Source organism: Lactiplantibacillus pingfangensis (assembly GCF_005404945.1).
Classification (GTDB): Bacteria; Bacillota; Bacilli; order Lactobacillales; family Lactobacillaceae; genus Lactiplantibacillus; species Lactiplantibacillus pingfangensis.
In genome coordinates this window covers 33,473-56,137 of the sequence record NZ_BJDG01000013.1, presented here as the reverse complement: position 1 = coordinate 56,137, position 22,665 = coordinate 33,473, and the positions used below count along the sequence as shown (strand labels likewise).

Below are 22,665 nucleotides of genomic sequence, written 5' to 3'. Positions count from 1 at the left end.
TTGTTAAGCGGGAGAAACTTCAGTGCTTGGTCTTTGAAGTTTCTCGCGTTTTTTTTATAATATGATAGAAGGAATTTCAGACTGTGATGGTTGCAACAAGCACGCCACCACAATCTGAAGGCAAATTGAATGGAGGATGGCTGAATTAACATGAAAGCAGTGACAGTCACGTCCCCGGAACAAACCATGCAGCTTGGTGCCAAACTTGGCCAATTAGTGCAGCCGGGTGACTTAATTTTATTAGATGGTGATTTAGGCGCGGGCAAGACGACCTTTAGTAAAGGTTTGGCCAAAAGCTTGGGCATTGAAAAGACGATTAAAAGCCCGACGTTTACCTTAGTTCGTGAGTATCAAGAAGGTCGGATTCCTCTGTATCACATGGATATTTACCGCTTGGAAGATGGCGGGGCGGAAGACCTTGGTTTAGATGAGTATTTTGATGGCGATGGCGTTAGCGTTGTCGAATGGTCAGAATTTATGCAGGCGTTGCTACCAGATAATTATTTGCGGATCACGCTTAGTCGGACGACGGATCAAGATGAGACGCGTACGATTAAGTTTGAACCAAACGGGACGCACTATCAAAAGTTGGTTGATAAATTAGAGGGGTGACAAGCATGACAGCAGAAGTTGTCGATGTCCGCCCAGCGGAAGCATCCGATGCGGCGCAATTATTAACCTTACTGATGCAATTAGCAGCCGAGTCAAATACGTTTACGATTGATGATGGTTTAGGGGAATTAAGTGAAGCCGATGAACGCAGTCAAATTGAGCAAATTACACGAACGACGACCAATACGATTTTTGTGGCGGCGCTGGGAAATGAGTTGATTGGTGTCGGGACGGTGCAAGCAACGGACGACTTAATTAAGCAACAAGGTGAAGTTGGCGTCGCAGTCTTAAAAAAGTACTGGGGTCAAGGTTTAGGCACGGCGCTGGTGGAAGAAGTGATTCACTGGGCCCAAGATTTTAGTACGCTAAGTCAATTAGTGTTGACGGTGCAACTCCGCAATCAGCGCGCGACTAAGCTCTACCAACATCTTGGATTCAAACAAGTAACGCCTGCAAGTTATAATGTTATTGATCCGACTGGCAAAAAGGTTGCCGCGATTGACATGGTTTTGGATGTTTGAAAGGCCAATAGTGTGCTTCCAGCCGTCACAGATGACATGCAGGCGTGGGACCAGGCCAAGCCTGAGAAACGTCTTGGCCTTCGCCCGGAATTGTTGCCAAAATCGCAACTATCCCGGACCGTCCGTTCCGTAAGACTGGCAAAGGACGCCAGACTAACGGAGACCTTCACGCCCGATGTCATCTGCGACGGCATACAGCTAGTTAAAGATCATTAGCCGGTAGTAGCCTTCAAAGTTGTGAGTGACACAGTAAATTCTTAAACAGTGTGTGAAAATTATATTACTTGTTACTATTGTCCATGAGTATTATGTCGTTTGTGGTGTTGTGACAGGCCCAGTACGAGTGCGGTCTACGACTTCTGATACGCCTAGTTAGCTATTGAAAAGCTGTTAATTAGCTGAAGGTTGGGACTGATGCCATCGGTCGTGATGGTGGCGTTAATCGGCCGTTTTTGCCGATTTTACACCACGGACTGGCCGGGACACTTGCGGTTTTTGCAAGGGTTGCGGACGAGGACCAAGACGTGCCTGGCTTGGCCCGGTCCCACGGCCGCATGGTATCAGTCCCAACCGGAAGCGACAAGTTAATGACTAAAAAAGTGGGTCAAACCGCCATTAATAGCTGTTTGACTCACTTTTGATTAACCTTGGACGCGAACGAAAGGTTTGAGTTGTTCGGCACCGAATTGCTCGGCCTCGGTGATGAGAATATTGGCGCAGGCCAAGCTATCATCGAGGGCGTTGTGGTGGTGCTGAAGCTCAATATCTAGTGCGCGGCACATGGTGTCAAGCTTGTGATTAGGCAATTCAGGATAGAATTTTTTGCTTGTTTTGACGGTGTCCATCGACAGATATTCTGGGGCACCAATACCATAATGGGCCAATGTTTGGCGTAAGACGCCGGTGTCAAAGGGTGCATTGTGCGCAATCACCAGGCGGTCCCGTTGAAAAAACGGTTGGATATGCTCCCAGACTGCTGGAAACTTTGGCGCATCCGCGACATCTTCGGCATGAATACCATGAATCTGAACGTTACGCCAGAAAAAGTCCGTTTCAGGTTTGATCAAGGTATAAAATTCATCCGCAATTTGATTATTACGAACAATGGTGAGCGCCAATGAACAAGCGCTATCACGCTTGGCACTGGCGGTTTCAAAGTCCATGGCGACAAAATTCAACCAGTTCACCTACATTTCTAAATATTATGGGCTAATCGTACTTGGATTAGTCGTAAAATTCAAGTTTTAGACTCGAATGTCGAGTTCAACCGGACAGTGATCGGAACCCATCACATCGGTTAAGATGCGGGCGTTTAACAAGCGATCGTTCAATTTTTCAGAGGCGATAAAATAATCAATCCGCCAACCAGAATTGTTTTCTCTGGCATGTGCCCGATAGCTCCACCAGGAATAAATCCCGGTCTGGTCTGGATAAAAATGACGGAACGTATCAGTGTAGCCACTAGCGAGCAACTGGTTGAATTTACCACGTTCCTCGTCCGTAAATCCGGCACTGTGGTGGTTACTTTGCCAGTTTTTAAGATCAATGTTTTCGTGAGCGACATTTAAATCGCCACAGAAAATCACAGGTTTGTCCGCGTTAAGCCCGTTAATATAAGCTAAAAAGGCGTCTTCCCAAGTTTGGCGATAGGCCAGGCGTTTGAGTTCGCCGCCAGAATTAGGTGTGTAGCAAGTAATCAGGTAATAATCCGCGTATTCTAGTGTAATAACGCGCCCCTCGGTATCGTGCTCGGGGACGCCGATCCCATAAGCAACGCGCAACGGTTCATTTTTGGTAAAAATCGCGGTGCCAGAGTAACCCTTTCGTTCGGCGTAGTTCCAGTATTGGTGATAGCCTGGCAAGTCGAGTGCAATTTGACCGGCTTGCAGCTTAGTTTCTTGCAGGCAGAACGCATCTGCATCAAGTTCATTAAAACGGTCGACGAAGCCGTGTTTTACCGCGGCACGCAGGCCATTGACGTTCCAAGAGATAAATTTCATTATGTCAACGCCTTTCTATTTGTTAATAGGTCAATTGTACCGCATTCGATGCATTAAATTGGAGGATTTCACATGATAAAAATTGGTGTGCTTGGTTTAGGAAATATCGCACAAAAGGCTTATCTGCCCGTGATGGCGGCGATGCAAGACCAGTATGAGTTTCATCTGACGACGCGCAATCCAGAAAAAAGGCAGCAGTTGGCCGCAGAATATGGGTTTACGCACACGCATGCGACTTTAGATGAGCTGATGGCGACACAGCCGGCCGCAGTCTTTGTGCATACGCCGACTGCGACCCATGCCAGTATCATCAAAAAGTTGCTGCTTGCCGATATTAATGTGTATGTTGATAAACCGGTTTCGATGGATTTGCAGGAAGTTCAGGGCTTATATGACTTGGCGGCTGCGCGGCACTTACTCTTAACTTGTGGCTTTAATCGGCGCTTTGCACCGCTTAATCAACAATTAAAGGCGATTCCTGATAAACGGTTGATCATGGCCGAGAAGGTTCGTGAAACGAGTGATCAAGACGTGGAAACCGCTGTATTTGATCTGATGATTCATAGTGTGGATACTGGGTTATACTTATTAGATGAACCATTAGTGACAACGACCGGCAGAATTGTAGCGACTGCTGACGGCAAATTGGCGCAAGGCTACTTTACAGCCCAAACCGCCCATGAGCAGTTACAAGTTGTGACCAATATGCGTGGTGGGATCAACTTGGAAACGTCAACGGTGCAAGCTAGTTTACAACGTGCCGTGGTCAATAATTTGAGCAGTTTAACAACCTATCAAACTGCGCAAACGCAAACGACGATTTTTCCAGATTGGACGCAAACGTTAGAAAAGCGCGGTTTTGCCCCGCTAATCCGGGCGTTCTTGACGGCAGTCGCCACGCACGGTCCTAATCCAGTTGATCCCACATCTGCCATTACGAGTCACGCGGTGTGCCGTCATTTATTAAGCGATTAAAAAGTGCTATCATTAAAACACTCTAACGGTTACTTTAGACCTTATCTCGACGATAACGAGTGGGGATTGAGCGTACCGTCCTTAAAATAATTGTAAAATTGAACCATGAAAGGAACTTTACCCATGACCCAAGATGTGTTGGCCAGTTTTCCAGCCATTGAAATTAAAAAAGATGAATCACTGAGTCATTATACGAATACTAAAACTGGAGGTCCCGCAGATTACGTGGCATTTCCTAAGTCAATCAGTGAAACGAAAAGTTTGATTGAATTTGCCGATGCCCGCGAAATGCCAATCACCATAATCGGGAATGCCAGCAATTTAATCGTTAAGGATGGTGGCATTCGTGGCTTGACGATTATTTTGACCAAAATGGCCCAGATTCATGCCAGTGAAACTGAAGTGGTGGCCGAAGCCGGTGCGGCGTTAATTGCCACGACTAAGGTTGCTTGTCAGGCGAGTCTCACGGGGCTTGAATTTGCAGCCGGTATTCCTGGCAGTGTCGGTGGTGCAGTCTTTATGAATGCTGGCGCTTACGGCGGTGAAATGAGTGAAGTCATTGAAGAAGTCACTGTTTTAACGCGCGAAGGGCATTTAAAAACATTATCGAATGCCGACCTTGAATTCGGTTATCGTCACAGTACGGTCCAAGATTACGATGACACCGTGGTTACGGCCACCTTTAAGCTTAAACCCGGTAACCAGAAGACGATCCAAGCTCGGATGGATGAGCTCAATACACTCCGGGCGTCGAAGCAGCCTTTAGAGTGGCCATCGTGTGGGAGTGTTTTCAAGCGACCAACCGGCTACTTTACTGGTAAACTAATCCATGATGCCGGTCTACAAGGACATCAAATTGGCGGCGCGCAAGTTTCCAAGAAACACGCTGGCTTTATTATTAATGTCGATCATGCAACGGCGACCGACTACATGGATATGATTCATTATGTGCAAAAAGTTGTTTATGAAACCTTTGGCGTTCACCTTGAGACCGAAGTTCGGATCATCGGCGAGGATGTCAAATAGCACTTTCAAATTATATTGAACAAAGGAGGCAACACTTTAATGCCGATCATCGAATTAGTGATTTTATTGGCATGTTTAGTGCTGCTGTCGAATGTGTTGAGCCACTATCTAGTCGCAATCCCGGTCAGTTTAATCCAAGTCGGGCTGGGTCTAGGAGTGGCTTTATTATTAAATGTACAAGTTAAGTTGCAAACGGACTGGTTCATGCTAGTCTTTATTGCACCGATGCTGTACAACGATGGCAGACAGTTTCCAAAACAAGAGTTATGGGAACTTCGCGGGGCAATTTTTGCCAACGCAATCGTGCTAGTATTCATCACCACTATTTTAGGCGGATTTTTGATTCATATTCTGATTCCAACGATTCCATTGGCAGTTAGTATTGCTTTAGCTGCCATTCTCTCGCCAACTGATCCAATGGCGGTACAATCGATTTCTGAGGGAGTCAAATTGCCTAAAGAAATTTTGCATTTGGTTAGTGGCGAAAGCTTAATCAATGATGCCAGTGGCTTGATTGGTTTTAAATATGCTTTGGCCGCAGCGGTCACAGGGAGTTTTGTCCTTGGCAAAGCAATCGGCGATTTCTTTTATATCAGTTTAGTTGGTTTAGCGGTTGGGTTGGCTTTAATTACGATTATTCAATTGATTCGCGATATTTTACGGCGCGAAGGAATCAACGACACAGTGTTCAACGTGGTGTTACAAATCTTGACACCGTTTGCGATTTATTTTGTGGCTGAAGAATGGTTTCACGCTTCGGGGGTTGTCGCGGTGGTTGCGGCCGGGGTTCTCGCACATGTGCAAGGGTCACATGAAGCGGAGGATGCCCCCGAACTGCGGTTAGTCACGGAAAAAGTTTGGAATATTATTGTTTATTTGTTAAACGGTATTGTTTTTCTGATTCTTGGGATTGAGTTGCCCGTTGCGACGCAAGCAACTATCGAAGGCAACCATACTAATACGTTACATGCGATTTTTGATGTGCTGATTGTTTGGGGAATTTTATTATTGATTCGGGTGGCCTGGACATATGGCTATATGTTAATGACTTGGTTGCGGAATCACGAAAAATCCAAACCAAGTTTAAGAATTGCCACGCTATCTGGGTTATCTGGCGTGCGTGGGGCGATCACGATGGCTGGGGTCTTCACGATTCCAACTGTGATTGCCACTGGTGCGGCCTTCCCGGAACGGTCGTTAGTCTTGTTCATTGCCGCTGGGGTGATTATTGTCAGCTTGGTTTCGGCCGCTGGCATCTTGCCGTTGATGGCAGCTAAATCATTACCATTCATGACCCGTGGCTCCAGTCTTGATGAAGATGGCACGGTGGTTGTCGCTGATGATTCAGAAGCAGCTGACGTAACTGCCGAAGCGACGCCCCAACAATTTACTTATAAGCAAGCACGGATCTATGTGTTACAACTGGCCGTGCAAAATATTGAAGAGCATCGACGTCCTGAAAATCAACGGGCTGCGTATGATTTGATCTTGGATCAACAATTTCAAATTCGGCGTTTAGAAGTGGCCTCACAGACAGCCGATGAACTGCAACCAATGTTGACGGATGAAATGCAGTTGCGCTTAGTTGCCTTAGCTGGTGAGCGGCAGGCGGTTAAAGAGATGCTCGTTGCCGGGGAGACGTCTAAATTAGGTGCACAAGCTTATTTACGCCGGATCGAGCGGCGCGAACAACGCCTGTCACAAGCGGCACATAAACCCGGATTACCAACACTGCGTTCGTTACGGTTAATGCTTTCACGCGGCATGCAGAGTCTACGAATTTGGTTAACGCCAGTCGATAGTGATAAATTTCGTGCGGAACAATTGGCGATTCAACGTGTGGCTTCCAAAGCAGCGATTAAATCGTTGTCACAATATTTAAAACAGACCGGTGTCGACGAACAACAATTTGACCGTCAGGCGTTATATCACTTGATTGTTCATTATCGCAACCGGATTGAGAGCGCAAAGGCGGATCATAGTTTGTCACGAGCCGATTATGAGCGACAATTGCAAGCACTCCGAATTAAAAGTTTAGGTGCAGAACGTGCCGGTGTACAACATTTATTAGAAAGTGGACAAATTAGTCTACGCACCGCCTCGAAACTCCGACAGTTCATTAACTATTCTGAAAACTTACTGATGTTGAATGATCTGGAAGCAGACGACGATTAATAAATTATTTTATATTGCATTGCAAGCCTTCTCGGTTATAATAAGGTTAGAATAGTATTTAGAGTGAATGATTAGAACTGGCAATTAATTGCCAAGTAATAAACGGGATTATTAGGTGAAACCTAGCGGGGGGACGTCATATGACAGAAGCAGAGATCCACGAACAATTCGTTGAAACTTATATGCATATTTTGAAATACATTGGTGACTTTGTCTCAGTGCCAACACGGCCGTATAAGATCACTTTCGAGGCTTATATTGTGATGCAGATGATTGCGACAACGAAGGAACCGTTGACACTGGTTAAAATTGCCAATGCCCAACGTGTTTCACGAAGTGCAATTGCGCGGCAAATTAATGTCTTACTCGACTTAAAGTATATTGATCAAACGACTAATGCCAGTGATCGACGGATTAAATATTTGTCGTTAACACCAGCGGGCTTAAAGGTTGAGCAAGCCATTAGTTCGGCATCGGATGAACGGTTCCATCAATGGTTACAAGTTTATGGTGAAAAGCGGGCGGATGATACGCTACGTTATATTACGGATGCGGAGAAGAAAGCGACTGAAATGGGCTTTAGTGGTTTCAGCGGTCTCCATGATAAACGGAGTGCACATTCGACATATAGTGATCCTAAAGTGCTTTAAAGCAACTCAACAACAAATACGGCAGTGAGTCGACGAAAACGTCAATTCACTGCCGTATTTATTTTAAAGGAAAGGTTGAAAGATGAAATTCGCGAGTAAGCCCCACTGCGTCAATAATCAGGTCCATACGGATTTCACTTCCGGTTGAGACTGATAACATGCGGTCGTGGGACCGGTCCAAGCCAAGGACGTCTTGGACCTCGTCCGGAACCCTTGCCAAAAGCGCAAGTGTCCCGGTCCGTCCGTGGCGTAACGTCGGCAAAAACGGCTGATGCAACGCGACCATCACGACCGATGTTATCAGTCCCAACCTTCAGCTATTAAGCTTAGCGTAGACAGGCGGAATCGTTGTGCTGTGTCGGTAAGATTAGTCGGCGTTCTGGGCCGCCTAATCACTGGGCGATTTCAAGACGTGGGCTATCGGCTTGAAATCGAAGTCACAGACCGTTTTCTGGTTGGGACTGTCCCGCCTAGCACAACGATTTTGACTGACGGAGCGCTCACTACAAGCCTAAATCAACAGTCTCCGTTAATTAAACGGTCAAGGCTGGTCAGATGACTTGTCTTTTTCACTAGTGGGAGTGGTTGTAAATCGCCAAGCACCGTAAATGACTAATTGTAATAACCACATCAGTAGGACGAAGGCGAGCATTTTGTTTGACCACATTTCTGCGAGTTGCTCCAAGACATATTGTGGCGTAATTAAAAGATAAATCGTATGAAGTCGCATGAAGCGGCCAACATAAACGCCGATACTTGCGAACAGGAACAGGGCGATACTGATTAGGGTTCGACCAGCCGGCAGTTTCGTGAGCCGTAAGCGCCGCTGCAATTCTTGGGCAATTTGGTCAACCGTGTAGGTGCCAATAATGATTGAAACGACGGTGGGCGCGACTAAATAGGCGAAGTCACGCCACATGCTCAGATTGAATTTTAGTAAACCATTGATTGCGTATGGCTTTAATAAGCTTAAATGGAACAAGTCTGTTAATAAGTACGGCGTATTCGGATAAAAGAGTAACCAAATGACGACGATGATCCAAAACAGCAATGTTGAACGCCGCTTAGTCAGCCAGAAACTTAATTCAATCGGAATATAAGCAAGTAAGGTATTGAGCAATAAAAATGAAAAGGAATCATGGATGGTTAACGCCACGAAACCAATAAAGCCCCAATAAAAGAGCCGCACGAGCCAACGCTGTAACCGGGTCATTTGATCACCACACTTTCACCATTATTTTAACAGAAATATTAACCAATCTATATTAAATAATCGCAAGTTTAATATTAATGCAAATAATCCAGGAAATTACGGCTTCCATTCTAAAATGGGTCAACGCTAAGAGTTCCCCGTGCTATAATGTGAAAGTAAATATTTTTCACAAGGAGGGGGATTATGAACTTCAACTGGAGCGATTTGTTGACAGTGACCAACTTTGTCCGGCTCCTTGACATTCTAGTGGTCTGGTTCGTCATTTATGAATTGATTGTCTTGTTGCAAGGGACTAAAGCGGTGCAGTTGTTCCGTGGTATCGTTGTCATTGCCGTTGTCAAAATTCTGAGTGTGTTCATTGGTCTAGATACAGTTTCGTGGATCATGGATCAGATTATCAATTGGGGTGTGATTGCGCTCGTTATCATTTTTCAACCGGAAATCCGGCGGGGACTCGAACACCTCGGTCGCGGTTCTATTTTTGTCCGTGGTAAGCGGCAAAATGAAGATGAAGAGCGGATGATCAATGAATTGGACAAAGCGATTCAGTACATGGCTAAACGGCGAATTGGCGCCCTCATGTCCATTAAGCTGGATACTGGTTTGGAAGACTATATTGAAACTGGGATCGCCCTTGATGCGGACATTACTGGCGAGCTCCTGATTAATATTTTTATTCCAAACACACCTTTACATGATGGTGCGGTCATTATCCAAGACAATCAAATTAAAGTCGCAGCGGCATACTTGCCTTTGTCTGAAAGTAACTTGATTCCAAAGGAGTTAGGCACTAGACATCGAGCCGCTGTCGGTATTAGTGAAGTGACGGATGCATTAACCATCGTCATTTCCGAAGAAACTGGTGAAGTTTCCATTACCAAAGATAACGAATTAATGCGTGGCATGACCCGTGAAAACTACTTGCGCTACTTCCGTCAAATCTTGCTCACACCAGAAGATGAGACGAAGCAAAATGCGATTCAGAATTGGTTTGCACATATCTTTGGAGGAGGGCTACGTAAGTGAAAAAATTTATGGATAGCGCCTGGTCAATGCGACTATTGGCCTTGATTTGTGCACTGGCATTATTTGCTTATGTTAGCTCAATGAAAACAAATAACACGACGTCGAGTGTTTTAACAAATAATGCGTCTAAAACAACGCTGACTTCCAACCGCAAAGTGACCATTAGTGCGCCCTTAGAGTTGAACGTCAATAGCACGAAGTATTTTGTGACGGGCTATCCCGAAAATGTTAAAATTACGATTGAGGGCCCGGCAGCATTAGTCACGACCACCGCGAATACGCAAAATTTTAAAGTTTATGCGAATTTGTCGGATTTATCGGTTGGTCGTCACAGTGTGAAAGTTCAAGTCAACGGGTTGAATAAAGAATTAAGTTATACGCTAGATCAAAAATATATTCATATTAATATTCAACCACGGCGAACGGCAACTTATAAAGTCAGTGCTGATTTTAATAACGCCAACGTGGCGTCTGGTTACGAAGTTGGCAGTGCACGCTTAGGCACCGCTTCGGTTAAAGTGACGGGGGCTGTGAGTGAGGTTAGCAAGGTTGCCAAAGTGGTGGCAGTGGTTAATACGGAAAAGAATTTGAAAAAATCCGTGAACCAACAAGCGATGATTGAAGCGCTGGATGCGAATGGTCAAACCTTGAATGTGGTTTTGACGCCATCGACGACTTCCGTTTATATTCCAATTACGGCAGCCGCGGCGAAGAAAGATGTGCCGGTCGATCTCAAGGCTAGCGGTAAGACGTCGGCCGATACAAGTTATTCGTTTTCAACGGATACGAAGTCGGTGACCGTCATGGGAACGAAGGCCGCATTGGCTAAATTGGATAAATTGCCGGTTGACGTTGATGTTACGGATGTTAACGCGACGACCACGAAGACGGTTGATCTTTCAAATACCGACGAAGATGGCATTTCTTCGATTAATCCAACGTCAATCAAAGTGAAAATTACAGTTAAGAGTAACTGAAAATCTGAAATGAGGTAAAGAAACGATGAAATATTTTGGTACTGATGGTGTCCGTGGGATTGCGAACTCTGGGCTAACACCCGAATTGGCTTTTCGTTTAGGTCGTGCTGGTGGCTATGTCTTAACGGAACATGCCAAAGACAAGGACACGCAACCACGAGTTTTAGTCGCACGTGACACGCGAATTTCTGGTCAAATGTTAGAAGAATCATTGATTGCTGGGCTATTATCTGCCGGAATTGAAGTGCTCCGTTTAGGCGTCATTACGACACCTGGTGTGGCTTATTTGGTTCGGATTCAAGATGCTGATGCCGGTGTGATGATTTCTGCTTCACATAATCCAGTTGAAGATAACGGCATTAAGTTCTTTGGTGGTGACGGCTTTAAGTTGTCCGATGCCAAGGAAGAAGAAATTGAAGCCTTATTGGAACAACCAACCGATGATTTACCACGCCCAGCCGCTGAAGGTTTAGGGACGGTGGCTGATTTTCCAGAGGGTAATTTGAAGTATTCTCAATTTTTGGAACAAACGATTCCTGATGATTTGAGCGGAATTCATTTGGCTGTTGATGGGGCTAACGGGTCAACCAGTAACTTGGTTTCACGGATTTTTGCTGACTTAAATGTTGATTTTGACACCATGGCAACGTCACCTGATGGTCTGAACATCAATAAGGGTGTGGGGTCAACACATCCAGAAGCCTTGTCAAAATTCGTCGTTGAAAAGGGTGCGCAAGTCGGTTTAGCCTTTGATGGCGATGGTGACCGTTGTATCGCGGTTGACGAATTGGGTCACGTGATTGATGGTGACAAGATCATGTATATTTGTGGGAAGTTCTTAGCGGAACGCGGTAAACTCAAAAAAGATACGGTGGTCACAACGGTAATGAGTAACCTTGGCTTATACAAAGCCTTGGAAGCTGCTGGCTTGCACAGCGAACAAACCCAAGTTGGGGATCGTTACGTCGTCGAAGAAATGCTCAAAGACGGTTTCAATCTTGGTGGCGAACAATCAGGTCACGTGGTCTTCTTAGACTTCAATACGACTGGTGATGGGATGTTAACTGGGATTCAATTACTGCATGTCATGAAAGAAACTGGCAAGAAGTTATCTGAATTAGCAGATGAAGTCACCACTTATCCACAAAAATTAGTCAACGTGAAGGTCCAAGATAAGCAAGCGGCCTTGAACAATGACCAAATTAAAGCCGTAATCGGTGAAGTTGAAACCGAAATGGCTGGTGATGGTCGGGTCTTAGTTCGCCCTTCAGGGACGCAAGACTTACTCCGGGTTATGGCGGAAGCTAAGACTAACGAATTGGTCAATGCTTATGTTGATCGCATTGTCGACGTTGTCCGCGATGAAGTTGGCGTCGAAGCTTAATTACAATTAAAGTTAACCAAATAGTGGTCGAACTAGGATGATTTTCCTGGTTCGGCCATTTTTGTGCAATTTTAATTAAGCAACTAAAGGTTGAAAGACGATAATAACTAATAAATGCTGTCGTATCAGTATATTGATAACGAGAAAAGTCAAAGCTGTCGCTTCCGGGTGTCGCTGGTTACATGCGGACGAGGGACCAGGCCAAGCCTGAGGAGCGGTCTTGGCCTTCGCCCGGAATGGTTGCAAAAATCGCAACTATTCCGGACCGTCCGTCCCGTAAGACCGGCAAAAAGCCGCCGCTCAAACGGGACTTTCACGTCCGATGCAATCAGCGACACCGGCCAGCTAGGTTAATGGTTATAAAGTAACCGGCATCAAAAACAGGCGATTTGATTCTTGAAAATCATTGAGCCAGTCGGTGGTGTTTTGAACTTTCTCAATGCTTTCATTAGCTATCTGTGAGTAATATTTCATATGTCACTACTGTTACACTGGGATTAATAGCCACTAGCCGCCTTTCAACCTTTAATTAAAAAATAAAATCCGTTGCGCAACTAATCGGCACTTACGGACTAGTTGACAGCTGTCGCTTCCGGTTGAGGCTGATAACATGCGGTCGTGGGATCGGTCCAAGCCAGGCACGTCTTGGACGACTCAACCTTCAGTTATTATGTCTGACGGAGCACTCACTCATCACGGGTCTAGTTTAGAAGCAACCATCGCTGATATGGACTTGTTCACATTTCATTTTGTGCATGCAACTTTTAGTCATCTCAACAAATAGTTACGGACGCTACCAGAATGTCTCAGTTGGTTGTTTTGCTTACATTCTATATTGGTATATATACGAATTAACGTCTATACCAATACAGAATATTGTTGACTTTTTACGATTGTAACGTTAAAGTAATACTGTTTCTAGGAAATATACCAATCAGAGGTGAAAAACGACCAATTCTTAATTGGTTAAAGCGGAATAGCGCCAGGACTTTAGATTCTAAAGTTGACGAGGATGACATTTATCGACAATCGACGGGTGATGTCAGGGACTGCACTCTACAGGTCAGTTACAAAAGCTAGTTGTGAGACTAGTGCCAGATATATTGACCAAGCAGCTAGAAACAATTCAAACAAGTAAAGGAAGATTAACTTATGTGTGGAATTGTTGGAGTTACCGGTAATGATAATGCAGTATCGATTTTATTAAATGGCTTACAAAGATTGGAATACCGCGGGTACGATTCAGCGGGTATTTATGTTAATGATCAGAATGGCGAAGACTATTTGGTCAAAGAAAAGGGTCGGATTGACGACTTGCGTAAAGAAGTTAGTGCGACGGCCAATGTCCATGGCACGACTGGGATCGGACATACACGTTGGGCGACTCATGGTGAACCAAGTGTGGCTAATGCGCATCCGCAAGTTTCAGCCGATGGGCGCTTCTTCTTAGTTCACAACGGTGTCATCGAAAACTTCCAAGATTTAAAATCAGATTATTTAAGTGATGTTCAATTTACTTCACAGACGGACACCGAAGTTATCGTTCAATTGGTTGACCGCTTTGTGACAAAGGAAGGGCTAGACACGTTGTCGGCCTTCCGGAAAACGTTAAGTTTATTAGGCCATTCATCATACGGTTTCTTATTGATGGATAAAGAAGATCCTGATACCTTATACGTTGCCAAAAATAAGAGCCCACTCTTAATCGGTGTTGGTGATGGATTCAACGTCGTTTGTTCTGATAGTTTGGCGATGCTAGATCAAACCAAAGATTTCTTGGAATTACATGACGGTGAAATTGTTGTCGTTAAGCCCGATGAGATCAAGATTACGGATCAAGCTGGCGACGCAGTGCAACGTCAGACATTCCATGTGGATATTGACGCTGCGCAAGCAGACAAAGGGACTTATCCTTTCTACATGCTAAAAGAAATCGACGAACAACCAAATGTGATGCGAAAGTTATCACAAGTTTATTTGAATGATGATGGGACGCCGGTCATTAATGCCGACTTGTTGACGGCAATCAAATCAGCAGACCGCTTATACATTGTGGCTGCTGGGACGAGTTATCATGCTGGTTTAGTGGGGGCTAAACTCTTTGAATCACTCGCCGGAGTGCCAACTGAAGTCCATGTGTCATCTGAATTTGCTTATAACCAACCATTGCTTTCAAAGAAGCCATTCTTCATTTTCTTGACGCAATCAGGTGAAACGGCCGATAGCCGTGAAGTCTTATTGAACGTCAACGAACAAAAATTTCCAAGTTTGACGATTACCAATGTGCCTAACTCAACGTTATCACGGGAAGCAACTTATACGCTGTTGCTACATGCTGGCCCTGAAATTGCGGTTGCGTCTACTAAAGCCTATACTGCTCAGATTGCCTTACAAGCGATTTTGGCCAAAGCTTTAGGTGAAGCGGATAACCAGACCGCAGCCAAAGACTTTGATGTTAAACAACAATTAGCCTTAGTTGCGAATGGCATGCAAGCACTTGTCGATGAAAAAGCAACTTTCGACAAATTAGCTAAGAGTGCGTTATTACACACGCCAAATGCCTTTTACATTGGCCGGGGTTTAGACTATGCGGTTTCGTTGGAAACGGCTTTGAAGCTTAAGGAAATCTCTTATGTTCAAGCAGAAGGCTTTGCTTCGGGTGAATTGAAGCATGGGACGATTGCCTTGATTGAAAAGGATACGCCGGTTATTGGGATTATTACCCAGCAAAAGACGGCCGGGTTAACGCGGTCAAACTTGCAAGAAGTTGCTGCTCGGGGCGCTAAGACGATTACCATCGTCACAGACGCTTTAGCAAAACCGGATGACACAGTCGTGTTACCAACGGTTGATGAACGAATGACCGCCTTACTCAGTGTGGTTCCTGGTCAGTTATTGGCTTACTACACAAGTTTGAACAAGGGCTTAGATGTTGATAAGCCACGGAATTTGGCCAAGAGTGTCACGGTAGAATAAAGATTAGGGTAAATGATAGGTAACTTATGGGGAGTTACGAGAGAGTGGGACAAAAGGCGGTTTGCTACCGAGCATAGCCTAGGGAACCAGATGATTGGGCTTTAAATCGTTTGGTTACCGTAGCTCTGTTGCATTCGTGCCTTTTGTTGCACGTTTCGACAATAAATATTTGGAGCTGAAAAAGAGTCTGAATTGGACTCTTTTTTTGTTAGCCCGATTGGTGTTTTTAGCCGACTTGCGCGTATAATGAATCAGAATAAAAAGATAGAGGAAGTGGCTTGAGTGGCAATCAAATTAATCGCAACGGACTTGAATGGCACCCTATTACATGGTGATCAAACTTACAATCAAGCCTTGTTGCAACAGACGTTAATGGCTTTAAAACAACAAGGAATTCGGCTGGTGTTATCTTCTGGCAATCAATATGCGCATTTAAAACAATTGTTTGCCAAAGTGACGGCTGATAACTTGGTGATGGTGGCCGAAAATGGCGCTTCTATTTATGTGAATGACGAACAGGTCTTTGATGGGAGCTTATCAGCCTCAGAATTGGCTCAGTTTGTGGCGGTTGATCGACAACAAGAGCCGCTAAAGTCATCTTATTTGATCATGGTTGGTGAACATGGCTCATATACTGAGATTGGCGCGCCACAGGCATTGATTACTGCCGCCGAAAAGTTCTATGATAACCTGCAACAAGTGACTGATTTTAGTGCGGTGACCGATACGATTAAAAAGATAAGTGTATCCGCAACGCCGGCTCACGCGGCACAAAAAGTCGCCAAATTGAACGCGTATTTTGAGGGACGTCTCAAGGCTCATGATAGTGGCTACGGTGTGATTGATCTCGTCACTGCGGGAGTCGGAAAATTACCCGCAATCCAGTGGCTAATGCAACGGTGGCAATTAACCGAAGATCAACTGTTGGCGTTCGGTGATGGTGATAATGACAAGCCACTATTGCAATATGCGGGGCAGGGCGTCGCGATGGTGAACGCCACTGCGAGTGTCCAGGCGGTAGCTGATCAGGTTTCTGAGTTAGACAATGAGCATGACGGCGTTTTAAAAATGATTCAAAAACTCGTGCTGTCGTAGGCAACTGATATAAGCGAACACCTAACGAAAAAATCGTTAGGTGTTTTTTTTAGCGCTGTTAAAGCAATATTTTGAACTTCTTTGGATATTTTCATTGACTGACGCGGCGCTCATCACGAGCTTAGTTTAGGATGCAGTCCGGTGCATGTTTCTTTTTGTCCTTGCAACCGGTTAGTGCTCATTTGGATAAAAAAATTGGTGAACGCCATATGAGTTTAATGAAATTAAATGTTGCTTGAATTCGGCCGGGGTTAAATCAAGTTGGCCGGTGAAAAATAGCCGAAAGAAGGTCATCATATTGTGAATGAGAAAGTTGGCACAGACGAGGGCATCGACTTTAGACAGATGATACGCAGTCTGTAAGTTGGCAGTTAGCCCATGCGCGACTTCGTTTTGTACCTTTCGCGCCAGAAAACTGTAATCATCATTCAACAGAACGACACGATGAAAATCGCGTGCTTGGTTATAAAAGTAAGCAAGTTGGTCAAAAATTATGCCTGATGTCGCTAAGCTTTTTTTAATATCGGTTTGGTTAATGACTTTTAAAATTTGTTCGGCGCTATCGTGGACAAACGTTTCGGCTAAGTCATCGATGGAATCAAAATGTAAATAGAAGGTTTTACGATTCACATTGGCAACTTCCGTGAGTTGTTTGACCGTGATGTCTCGATAGTTATGGGTGACCGCAAGCTGTTGGAAAGCTTCGCGCAGTGCTTGATTAGTCCGGGCAACCCGACGATCAATTTTAGGCATATTTTTCATTCTCCTTAATTAGTTAGACCCCAGATGTGGCGTAACTGAGGCTTAATCCTCATTTTTCTGTGTGCTGTTGTGGTATTCACCGGGCGATGCCGGTATGCTATGACCACAGCTGAGGATTATCTCAGCAAAAGCATAGCACAAACACAGGGGGTTGTAACATGATCAAGGCCGAATGGCTGTATTTATGGCGACACAAATTAATGTTGATCGTTTTAATTGTGATTGGGTTTATTCCATCAATTTATGCGGTGACATTTTTAAAATCAATGTGGGACCCATATGGTAAGTTACAAGATTTACCAGTTGCCGTGGTGAATCATGATCGCGCGACCACTTATCAAGGCACTCATTTGGCGGCGGGCAAGCAATTATCCAAAAAACTTGTGAAATCTAATGACATGGCCTTCAAATTGATGGGTGCCAAAGCGGCGAATCAAGGATTGAAAAATGGCAAGTATTATATGGTCATCACGATTCCAAGTGATTTTTCGAAGAATGCGACGACCTTAATGCAATCGCGACCGAAAAAAATGGTTTTACACTATACCACGAGTGCAGGACACAACTATACAGCGTCAAAAATGACCGCGACAGCCGCGAAAACTGCGGCCCAACAAGTTGCCAACCAAGTGACGCAAACGTATGCTAAGACGATGTTTGCCAGTATTAAGACGCTAAGCACTGGCGTCACTAAAGCCGGCAAAAACAATCAGAAATTAGCCACCGGTAGTCAAACTGCGGTGACGGCGGACCAAAAAATGACGACTGGACTTAACCAGTTAGCCACGAGTAGTTTAACGTTGGCTGATGGCAGTCAGCAGCTGTCGACCGGCTTAAATCGGTATTTAACAGGTGTTGACCAAGCGTTGAATGGCAGTCAGCAGTTAAATCGTGGCGTACAAACTTATACGGCCGGGGTACAACAGGCCAACACAGCGGCGCAAAAACTCGCGACCGGTGCCCAGACGGTTCAGAGTGGCACACAACGCTATGTGACTGGCGTTGATGCGGCGAATACCGGTGCGCAACAATTGAGTCAAAATTTAGCGACGCTGAATCAAAAAACGACCACCTTATCCGGGAGTACGCAAAGCTTGGCGACGGGAAGTCAACAGTTGGCGCAAGGTTTGCAGCAGTTAAGTGCGGGTAGTGGGAAATTGACGACAAGCTTGGCCCAGCTTCAGTCTGCGGGTGTCACGTCAACGCAAACGACAACGATTCCGCAATTGTTGACCCAACTTGGACAATCGCTCAGTAAAAATGAGTCAAGTGCCCAAGTAACGGCGATTCAAACTGCCATGGCGCAAGTTAAAACTGCGGTGACGGCTAGTCAGAATCGTAACGATCTGGTGACGAAAGTCGCGGCAACGGCGGATGCGCAACATTTGGATGCTGACCAGAAAACAGCAATCCTGGCGACGGTTACCGCCAATCAAGATGATGATCGTTCAACGGCTATCACGACTGCCCTGCAACAACTAGATCAGGCTGTGACGGCATTGCCGACTAGTCAGGATAATCATGCCACACAGCAACTGCAAGCGCTGAAACAGGCCCTCACGAGCAATGAAGCCACTCAGCAAGCCCTAGTTGCCAAACTGGCGACCGTGAGTCAAGGCTCACAAGATCTGACGGCGCAATTGCAACAAGCGACCCAAGGGTTTCAGAAGCTGAACCAAGGCGTGCAACTATTAGCGACCCAGACGCCACAATTGACAACCGGTGTGCAAAAATTGGCGACCGGTGCGACCGGCCTCGCCAATGGCACCGCGCAACTAAGTGGCGGAAGTTCGAGTTTGCTGCAAGGAACGAGTCAATTAGTTAGTGGCAATCAGCAGTTGGCTGGTGGCACGCAGAAGTTGAGCCAAAATGGCACGGCGTTGACGCAAGGGACGGCTAGCTTAACTAGTGGCCTCACGACCTTGGCCCAGCAAGGGATGGCGTTAACCAACGGTGCGAGTCAATTGTTCGCGGGCACCACTCAGTTGACGACGGGCACGACTAAACTTGCTGATGGCGGTCAACAGTTGGCAACTGGACTCACGCAAGTTCAAGCAGGAAACCAACAATTGGCGACTAAGTTAACTGCGGCTGGTCAAAAATCAAAAGTTAAGCCGACCCAGCTTACCTACAATCAGCTCGCCAAGCCGACCACGACTGCGAGTCATGACACGGATGATGCGCGTAATAATGGGACTGGGATGGCACCTTATATGATGTCGGTTTCACTATTTGTCGGGGCTTTGGCCTTTAACATGATGTTTGATATGTATACGCCACGGAAATATCCGAAAAATGGGTTTCGTTGGTGGACGGGAAAAGTTTCAATCTTGGGTGCTTTTGCGTGTGGTGAAGCCGTCTTGATTGAGAGCTTGTTAATCTTAATTGATGGGCTAGCACCTTTGCATCCGTGGGCGACCTTTGGCATGTTGCTCAGTATTGCCGTTGCGTTTATGAGCATCGTGTATTGGTTAAACCTTGTCTTTGGTAAGGTCGGAGCGTTCTTTAGCATGATTCTACTCGTCCTACAGCTTGGGGGTTCTGCGGGGACCTATCCGATTCAGTTGTCTAACCACTTTTTCCAGACTATTCATCCTTGGCTACCAATGAGCTATGCGGTGAGTGGCTTACGTAATACGCTGATGGTTGGCAATACTGCTTGGCCACAGCTGGCTGTGCTGATTGGCGTCGCTTTAGCCTTTTCAGTCTTCAGCATGGGCTTCTATGCGCGGCGACATGGGCGAATTAAAGCCATCGATTTTGACTCCGAAACAACGGATTAACACAAAAACGGACCGGCATTTTGCCAGTCCGTTTTCTGTTAGACATCATAAATATTTGAAAATTGATAGGCAGTTTGATACGTCACTGGAATATTGGGTTCAATAATAATATTACCGAATTCCTTGTGATGAATGGCATCAGGTAACATCTGAGGTTGTAAAGAGAGCCCCAATTGTGAGCGCATCGGTTTCCCGCCATTTAAACGATAACGATCATCGCGATAGTTGGTCGCACTGGAGACAACGATGGCCTTGGCATTAGTCCGTAAGGTGACTTTGCGGCCACTAACACGGTCCAATAATTCAACTTGTGGATAAGGTGTGTCATTCAGGACGAATCCGTGGTGCAGGCCTCCCTTAATGTGGGAGATTTGTGGCCCAATTTCAGTGCGTTCTCGGAAATCAAACGGTGAGCCGGTGACCCAAGGTAATTTGCCGGTTGGAATGCCGTGTTTGTTAAGCGCGCAATATTCATCGGCGTTGATTTTTAAAATTTGATGATCGATTAAACGCTCAGCGTCACCACTGAGATTGAAGTAGGCGTGGTTCGTCGGATTGAAGAGTGTCGCTTTGTCACTTTTACCGGTGTAACTGATGGTAAATTTTCCGTTATTGTCGAGAATAAAGTCGGCTGTGATTGTCATGGTGCCCGGGAAGCCATTTTCGCCGTCTAACGTGATATATTGCATGACGAGGCCGACTTGTTCGGATGACTGCAATTTGCGTTCAAGGAACCAAGGTTCAAAGGAAATTTGGGGCATGTTACCGCCATTCAAATTGTGCTCACCAAAGTTTTGGGTGAGATCATGACCACGCCAACGGGCATTTTTAAGGACGCCGGCGACTCGCGCAATCGTCGCGCCAAAAAACGATTGATAAGTAATGTAGTCCTCACCGTCATCAAAACCTAAGATGACATTGGCGTACTGCCCATCTTTGTCATGGGTTTTAATCGCGGTGACCGTGGCGCCCCAATCCATGATCGTCACACTCATGTGATGATTGTTCACTAATGTGTAATAATTTATCCCGTTTGCCTGATGCTCAATTATCTTCATAGATTCACTCACTCCAATGCATGCCTGACAATTCTGCTGATACTATTAGTATATTTCATTATTGACGCGAATGCGAACGATTACATAGCTGATGAGCGATTGTTTTGTAAATTTTATCACAAGTACGCCGTTTGAAGCAGTGGGACAAGGATATGTGCTGGTTATCGGGCAGTCGAAAGTCACCGCAATTAAATCGCCGTTAACAATAAAATGTTAACTGTATATTTAATTTATAATATGTAGTTTGCAAGAATTAAGGCGGATTGTGTAATTAGCTGGGACTACTAGTTAATGTTAACTGAACTAATTAATCTCAGTACTGCTGAAAACTGTTGTGAAAGGGCGACTAAATATGATGATTGTCGCATGAAATTTGACATTGGGCGTCGCAAGATCAAGTTAAACATTAAACCCAAATAATTTAAGTATTTATTTTTGCTAACTGTTGACAACGCTTACAATTTCGATTATCCTTAGTTTGTAAGGTATTTAGTTACCTTCTAATCAATTCTCTTTCTCTCTTATGCCGACCACTATCTTTGGATAGTGGTTTTTTGTGCACTGCTGAATTTTGTGAAAATGCATCGTCAAAGTATTTGAGACTGCGATATCAAAAATAGCTAGTGTTGCCGCAGTCCTAAATGACCACACATTATGTGATTATTAACAACTGATGGGCGTGACAAAGAGGCAGTCAAAATAAGGCACGTTTCTAGCCGTGAGGGGGTTTCGTTTGGGGCTCAGCCGTGGCGTTTGACTTAGCGTGGTGATTTGTCCACGGTTAGTCAAAAACCAGCTTTTGAGACCGCCTTTTGGCTCAAAACTGGTTCATGGCGTTCCAGCCGCAAACGAAGCCCCCGGTAGGCGGAAATCAGCTGTCATTCACTATTCAATTAGCAAAGGGAATGAAAGGCCCATCAGTAATGAGTTTAGAGAAAACCGAGAAAAACTTGACACTTACTTGCCGTCACCAACTTTTGACACTCGCCGTATCCCCAGCTATACTAAAAATGAAGTGAGGGATTTGTTTTGAAAAATCATGAAGTCTTGGATTTGATTCAGGAAATTACGCGTAACGATGGCACAACTTATATGGAAATCGGCAACATGGTCATGAACGGTCGTGCCGAGCTGGCTGCTGAACGTGGGTTTATTAAGCAGGTTCGAATTTTACAATTGAACATCCCGCACTCAACCCATGTTGAAAAATATCAGGCCTATATCAATGAAAATTTTGAGATTCCAGACGAGTCGATGGATCATTGGGAAGAATGGACTAAGACCGAAGACATGCAAGCAGAAGTAGACATGATTTTAAAGGAAAACCATATTGGTTAAAACAATTGGCATCAGTTAGAACTGGTGCTTTTTTTATGTGCTGATTTGATGAACGTGGTATGGTAAATCAAGATTGATTGTTATGCCAAGAGTG

The 22,665-nt window shown here is 45.1% G+C and carries 18 protein-coding genes; 13 read left to right on the top strand and 5 right to left on the bottom strand.

Features of this window, described 5'->3' with window-relative positions; translation table 11 throughout:
- Positions 1-150: 150 nt before the first annotated feature.
- Both tsaE and FFM74_RS07595 read left to right on the top strand, forming a co-directional pair.
- The gene (tsaE, locus tag FFM74_RS07600; protein ID WP_137626030.1) at positions 151-612 is read left to right on the top strand and encodes a tRNA (adenosine(37)-N6)-threonylcarbamoyltransferase complex ATPase subunit type 1 TsaE; all 462 of its coding nucleotides are present in this window, start codon (positions 151-153) and stop codon (positions 610-612) included.
- A gap of 5 nt (positions 613-617) precedes the next feature.
- Positions 618-1,133 carry a GNAT family N-acetyltransferase gene (locus FFM74_RS07595; protein WP_137626029.1) on the top strand — a complete coding sequence of 172 codons (516 nt, stop codon included), beginning with the start codon at positions 618-620 and terminating at the stop codon, positions 1,131-1,133.
- A gap of 641 nt (positions 1,134-1,774) precedes the next feature.
- Here the strand turns inward: FFM74_RS07595 and FFM74_RS07590 are convergent.
- Together FFM74_RS07590 and FFM74_RS07585 are read right to left on the bottom strand one after the other, a co-directional pair.
- The gene (locus FFM74_RS07590) at positions 1,775-2,311 is read right to left on the bottom strand and encodes a 3'-5' exonuclease (RefSeq protein WP_137626028.1); all 537 of its coding nucleotides are present in this window, start codon (positions 2,309-2,311) and stop codon (positions 1,775-1,777) included.
- 66 nt (positions 2,312-2,377) lie between these two features.
- A complete protein-coding gene (locus FFM74_RS07585) occupies positions 2,378-3,133 on the bottom strand; it encodes an exodeoxyribonuclease III (RefSeq protein WP_137626027.1) in 756 nt (251 codons plus the stop codon).
- A 72-nt stretch (positions 3,134-3,205) separates the two neighbouring features.
- Here FFM74_RS07585 and FFM74_RS07580 point away from each other — a divergent pair, with 72 nt between their 5' ends.
- The 4 genes from FFM74_RS07580 (at position 3,206) to FFM74_RS07565 (ending at position 7,959) form a co-directional block, all read left to right on the top strand.
- Positions 3,206-4,108, top strand: a complete 903-nt coding sequence (locus tag FFM74_RS07580) for a Gfo/Idh/MocA family protein (RefSeq protein WP_137626026.1) — start codon at positions 3,206-3,208, stop codon at positions 4,106-4,108.
- A 123-nt stretch (positions 4,109-4,231) separates the two neighbouring features.
- Positions 4,232-5,134 carry a UDP-N-acetylmuramate dehydrogenase gene (gene murB / locus FFM74_RS07575; RefSeq protein ID WP_137626058.1) on the top strand — a complete coding sequence of 301 codons (903 nt, stop codon included), beginning with the start codon at positions 4,232-4,234 and terminating at the stop codon, positions 5,132-5,134.
- Positions 5,135-5,173: 39 nt separating this feature from the next.
- Positions 5,174-7,309 carry a cation:proton antiporter gene (locus FFM74_RS07570; RefSeq protein WP_137626025.1) on the top strand — a complete coding sequence of 712 codons (2,136 nt, stop codon included), beginning with the start codon at positions 5,174-5,176 and terminating at the stop codon, positions 7,307-7,309.
- A gap of 140 nt (positions 7,310-7,449) precedes the next feature.
- Positions 7,450-7,959 carry a MarR family winged helix-turn-helix transcriptional regulator gene (locus FFM74_RS07565; RefSeq protein WP_137626024.1) on the top strand — a complete coding sequence of 170 codons (510 nt, stop codon included), beginning with the start codon at positions 7,450-7,452 and terminating at the stop codon, positions 7,957-7,959.
- 541 nt (positions 7,960-8,500) lie between these two features.
- Here FFM74_RS07565 and FFM74_RS07560 read toward each other — a convergent pair.
- Entirely contained in the window at positions 8,501-9,172 is a 672-nt protein-coding gene (locus tag FFM74_RS07560) for a DUF1361 domain-containing protein (RefSeq protein WP_137626023.1), read from the bottom strand.
- A gap of 183 nt (positions 9,173-9,355) precedes the next feature.
- Between FFM74_RS07560 and cdaA the strand changes: the two genes are divergently transcribed.
- The 5 genes from cdaA to FFM74_RS07535 all read left to right on the top strand — a co-directional run bounded on the left by cdaA (position 9,356) and on the right by FFM74_RS07535 (position 16,630).
- Positions 9,356-10,198 carry a diadenylate cyclase CdaA gene (gene cdaA, locus FFM74_RS07555; RefSeq protein WP_137626022.1) on the top strand — a complete coding sequence of 281 codons (843 nt, stop codon included), beginning with the start codon at positions 9,356-9,358 and terminating at the stop codon, positions 10,196-10,198.
- Positions 10,195-11,175: a CdaR family protein gene (locus FFM74_RS07550; protein WP_137626021.1), complete on the top strand. Its 981-nt coding sequence runs from the start codon at positions 10,195-10,197 to the stop codon at positions 11,173-11,175. The genes cdaA and FFM74_RS07550 overlap by 4 nt, the downstream gene beginning before the upstream one ends.
- Positions 11,176-11,200: 25 nt before the next feature.
- The gene (glmM, locus tag FFM74_RS07545) at positions 11,201-12,559 is read left to right on the top strand and encodes a phosphoglucosamine mutase (RefSeq protein WP_137626020.1); all 1,359 of its coding nucleotides are present in this window, start codon (positions 11,201-11,203) and stop codon (positions 12,557-12,559) included.
- A gap of 1,152 nt (positions 12,560-13,711) precedes the next feature.
- Positions 13,712-15,535, top strand: a complete 1,824-nt coding sequence (glmS, locus tag FFM74_RS07540; protein ID WP_137626019.1) for a glutamine--fructose-6-phosphate transaminase (isomerizing) — start codon at positions 13,712-13,714, stop codon at positions 15,533-15,535.
- A 282-nt stretch (positions 15,536-15,817) separates the two neighbouring features.
- Complete coding sequence (locus tag FFM74_RS07535; RefSeq protein ID WP_137626018.1) at positions 15,818-16,630, top strand: Cof-type HAD-IIB family hydrolase; 813 nt, start codon at positions 15,818-15,820, stop codon at positions 16,628-16,630.
- 171 nt (positions 16,631-16,801) lie between these two features.
- Here the strand turns inward: FFM74_RS07535 and FFM74_RS07530 are convergent, their stop codons facing one another.
- The gene (locus FFM74_RS07530) at positions 16,802-17,383 is read right to left on the bottom strand and encodes a TetR/AcrR family transcriptional regulator (protein ID WP_137626017.1); all 582 of its coding nucleotides are present in this window, start codon (positions 17,381-17,383) and stop codon (positions 16,802-16,804) included.
- A 167-nt stretch (positions 17,384-17,550) separates the two neighbouring features.
- Between FFM74_RS07530 and FFM74_RS07525 the strand changes: the two genes are divergently transcribed.
- Positions 17,551-20,175, top strand: coding sequence for a YhgE/Pip domain-containing protein (locus FFM74_RS07525; protein WP_137626016.1), 2,625 nt, complete (start codon positions 17,551-17,553; stop codon positions 20,173-20,175).
- A gap of 38 nt (positions 20,176-20,213) precedes the next feature.
- Here FFM74_RS07525 and FFM74_RS07520 read toward each other — a convergent pair whose 3' ends face one another.
- A complete protein-coding gene (locus tag FFM74_RS07520) occupies positions 20,214-21,233 on the bottom strand; it encodes an aldose epimerase family protein (RefSeq protein ID WP_137626015.1) in 1,020 nt (339 codons plus the stop codon).
- A 1,029-nt stretch (positions 21,234-22,262) separates the two neighbouring features.
- Here FFM74_RS07520 and FFM74_RS07515 point away from each other — a divergent pair.
- Entirely contained in the window at positions 22,263-22,571 is a 309-nt protein-coding gene (locus tag FFM74_RS07515; RefSeq protein ID WP_137626014.1) for a hypothetical protein, read from the top strand.
- Positions 22,572-22,665 lie beyond the last annotated feature (94 nt).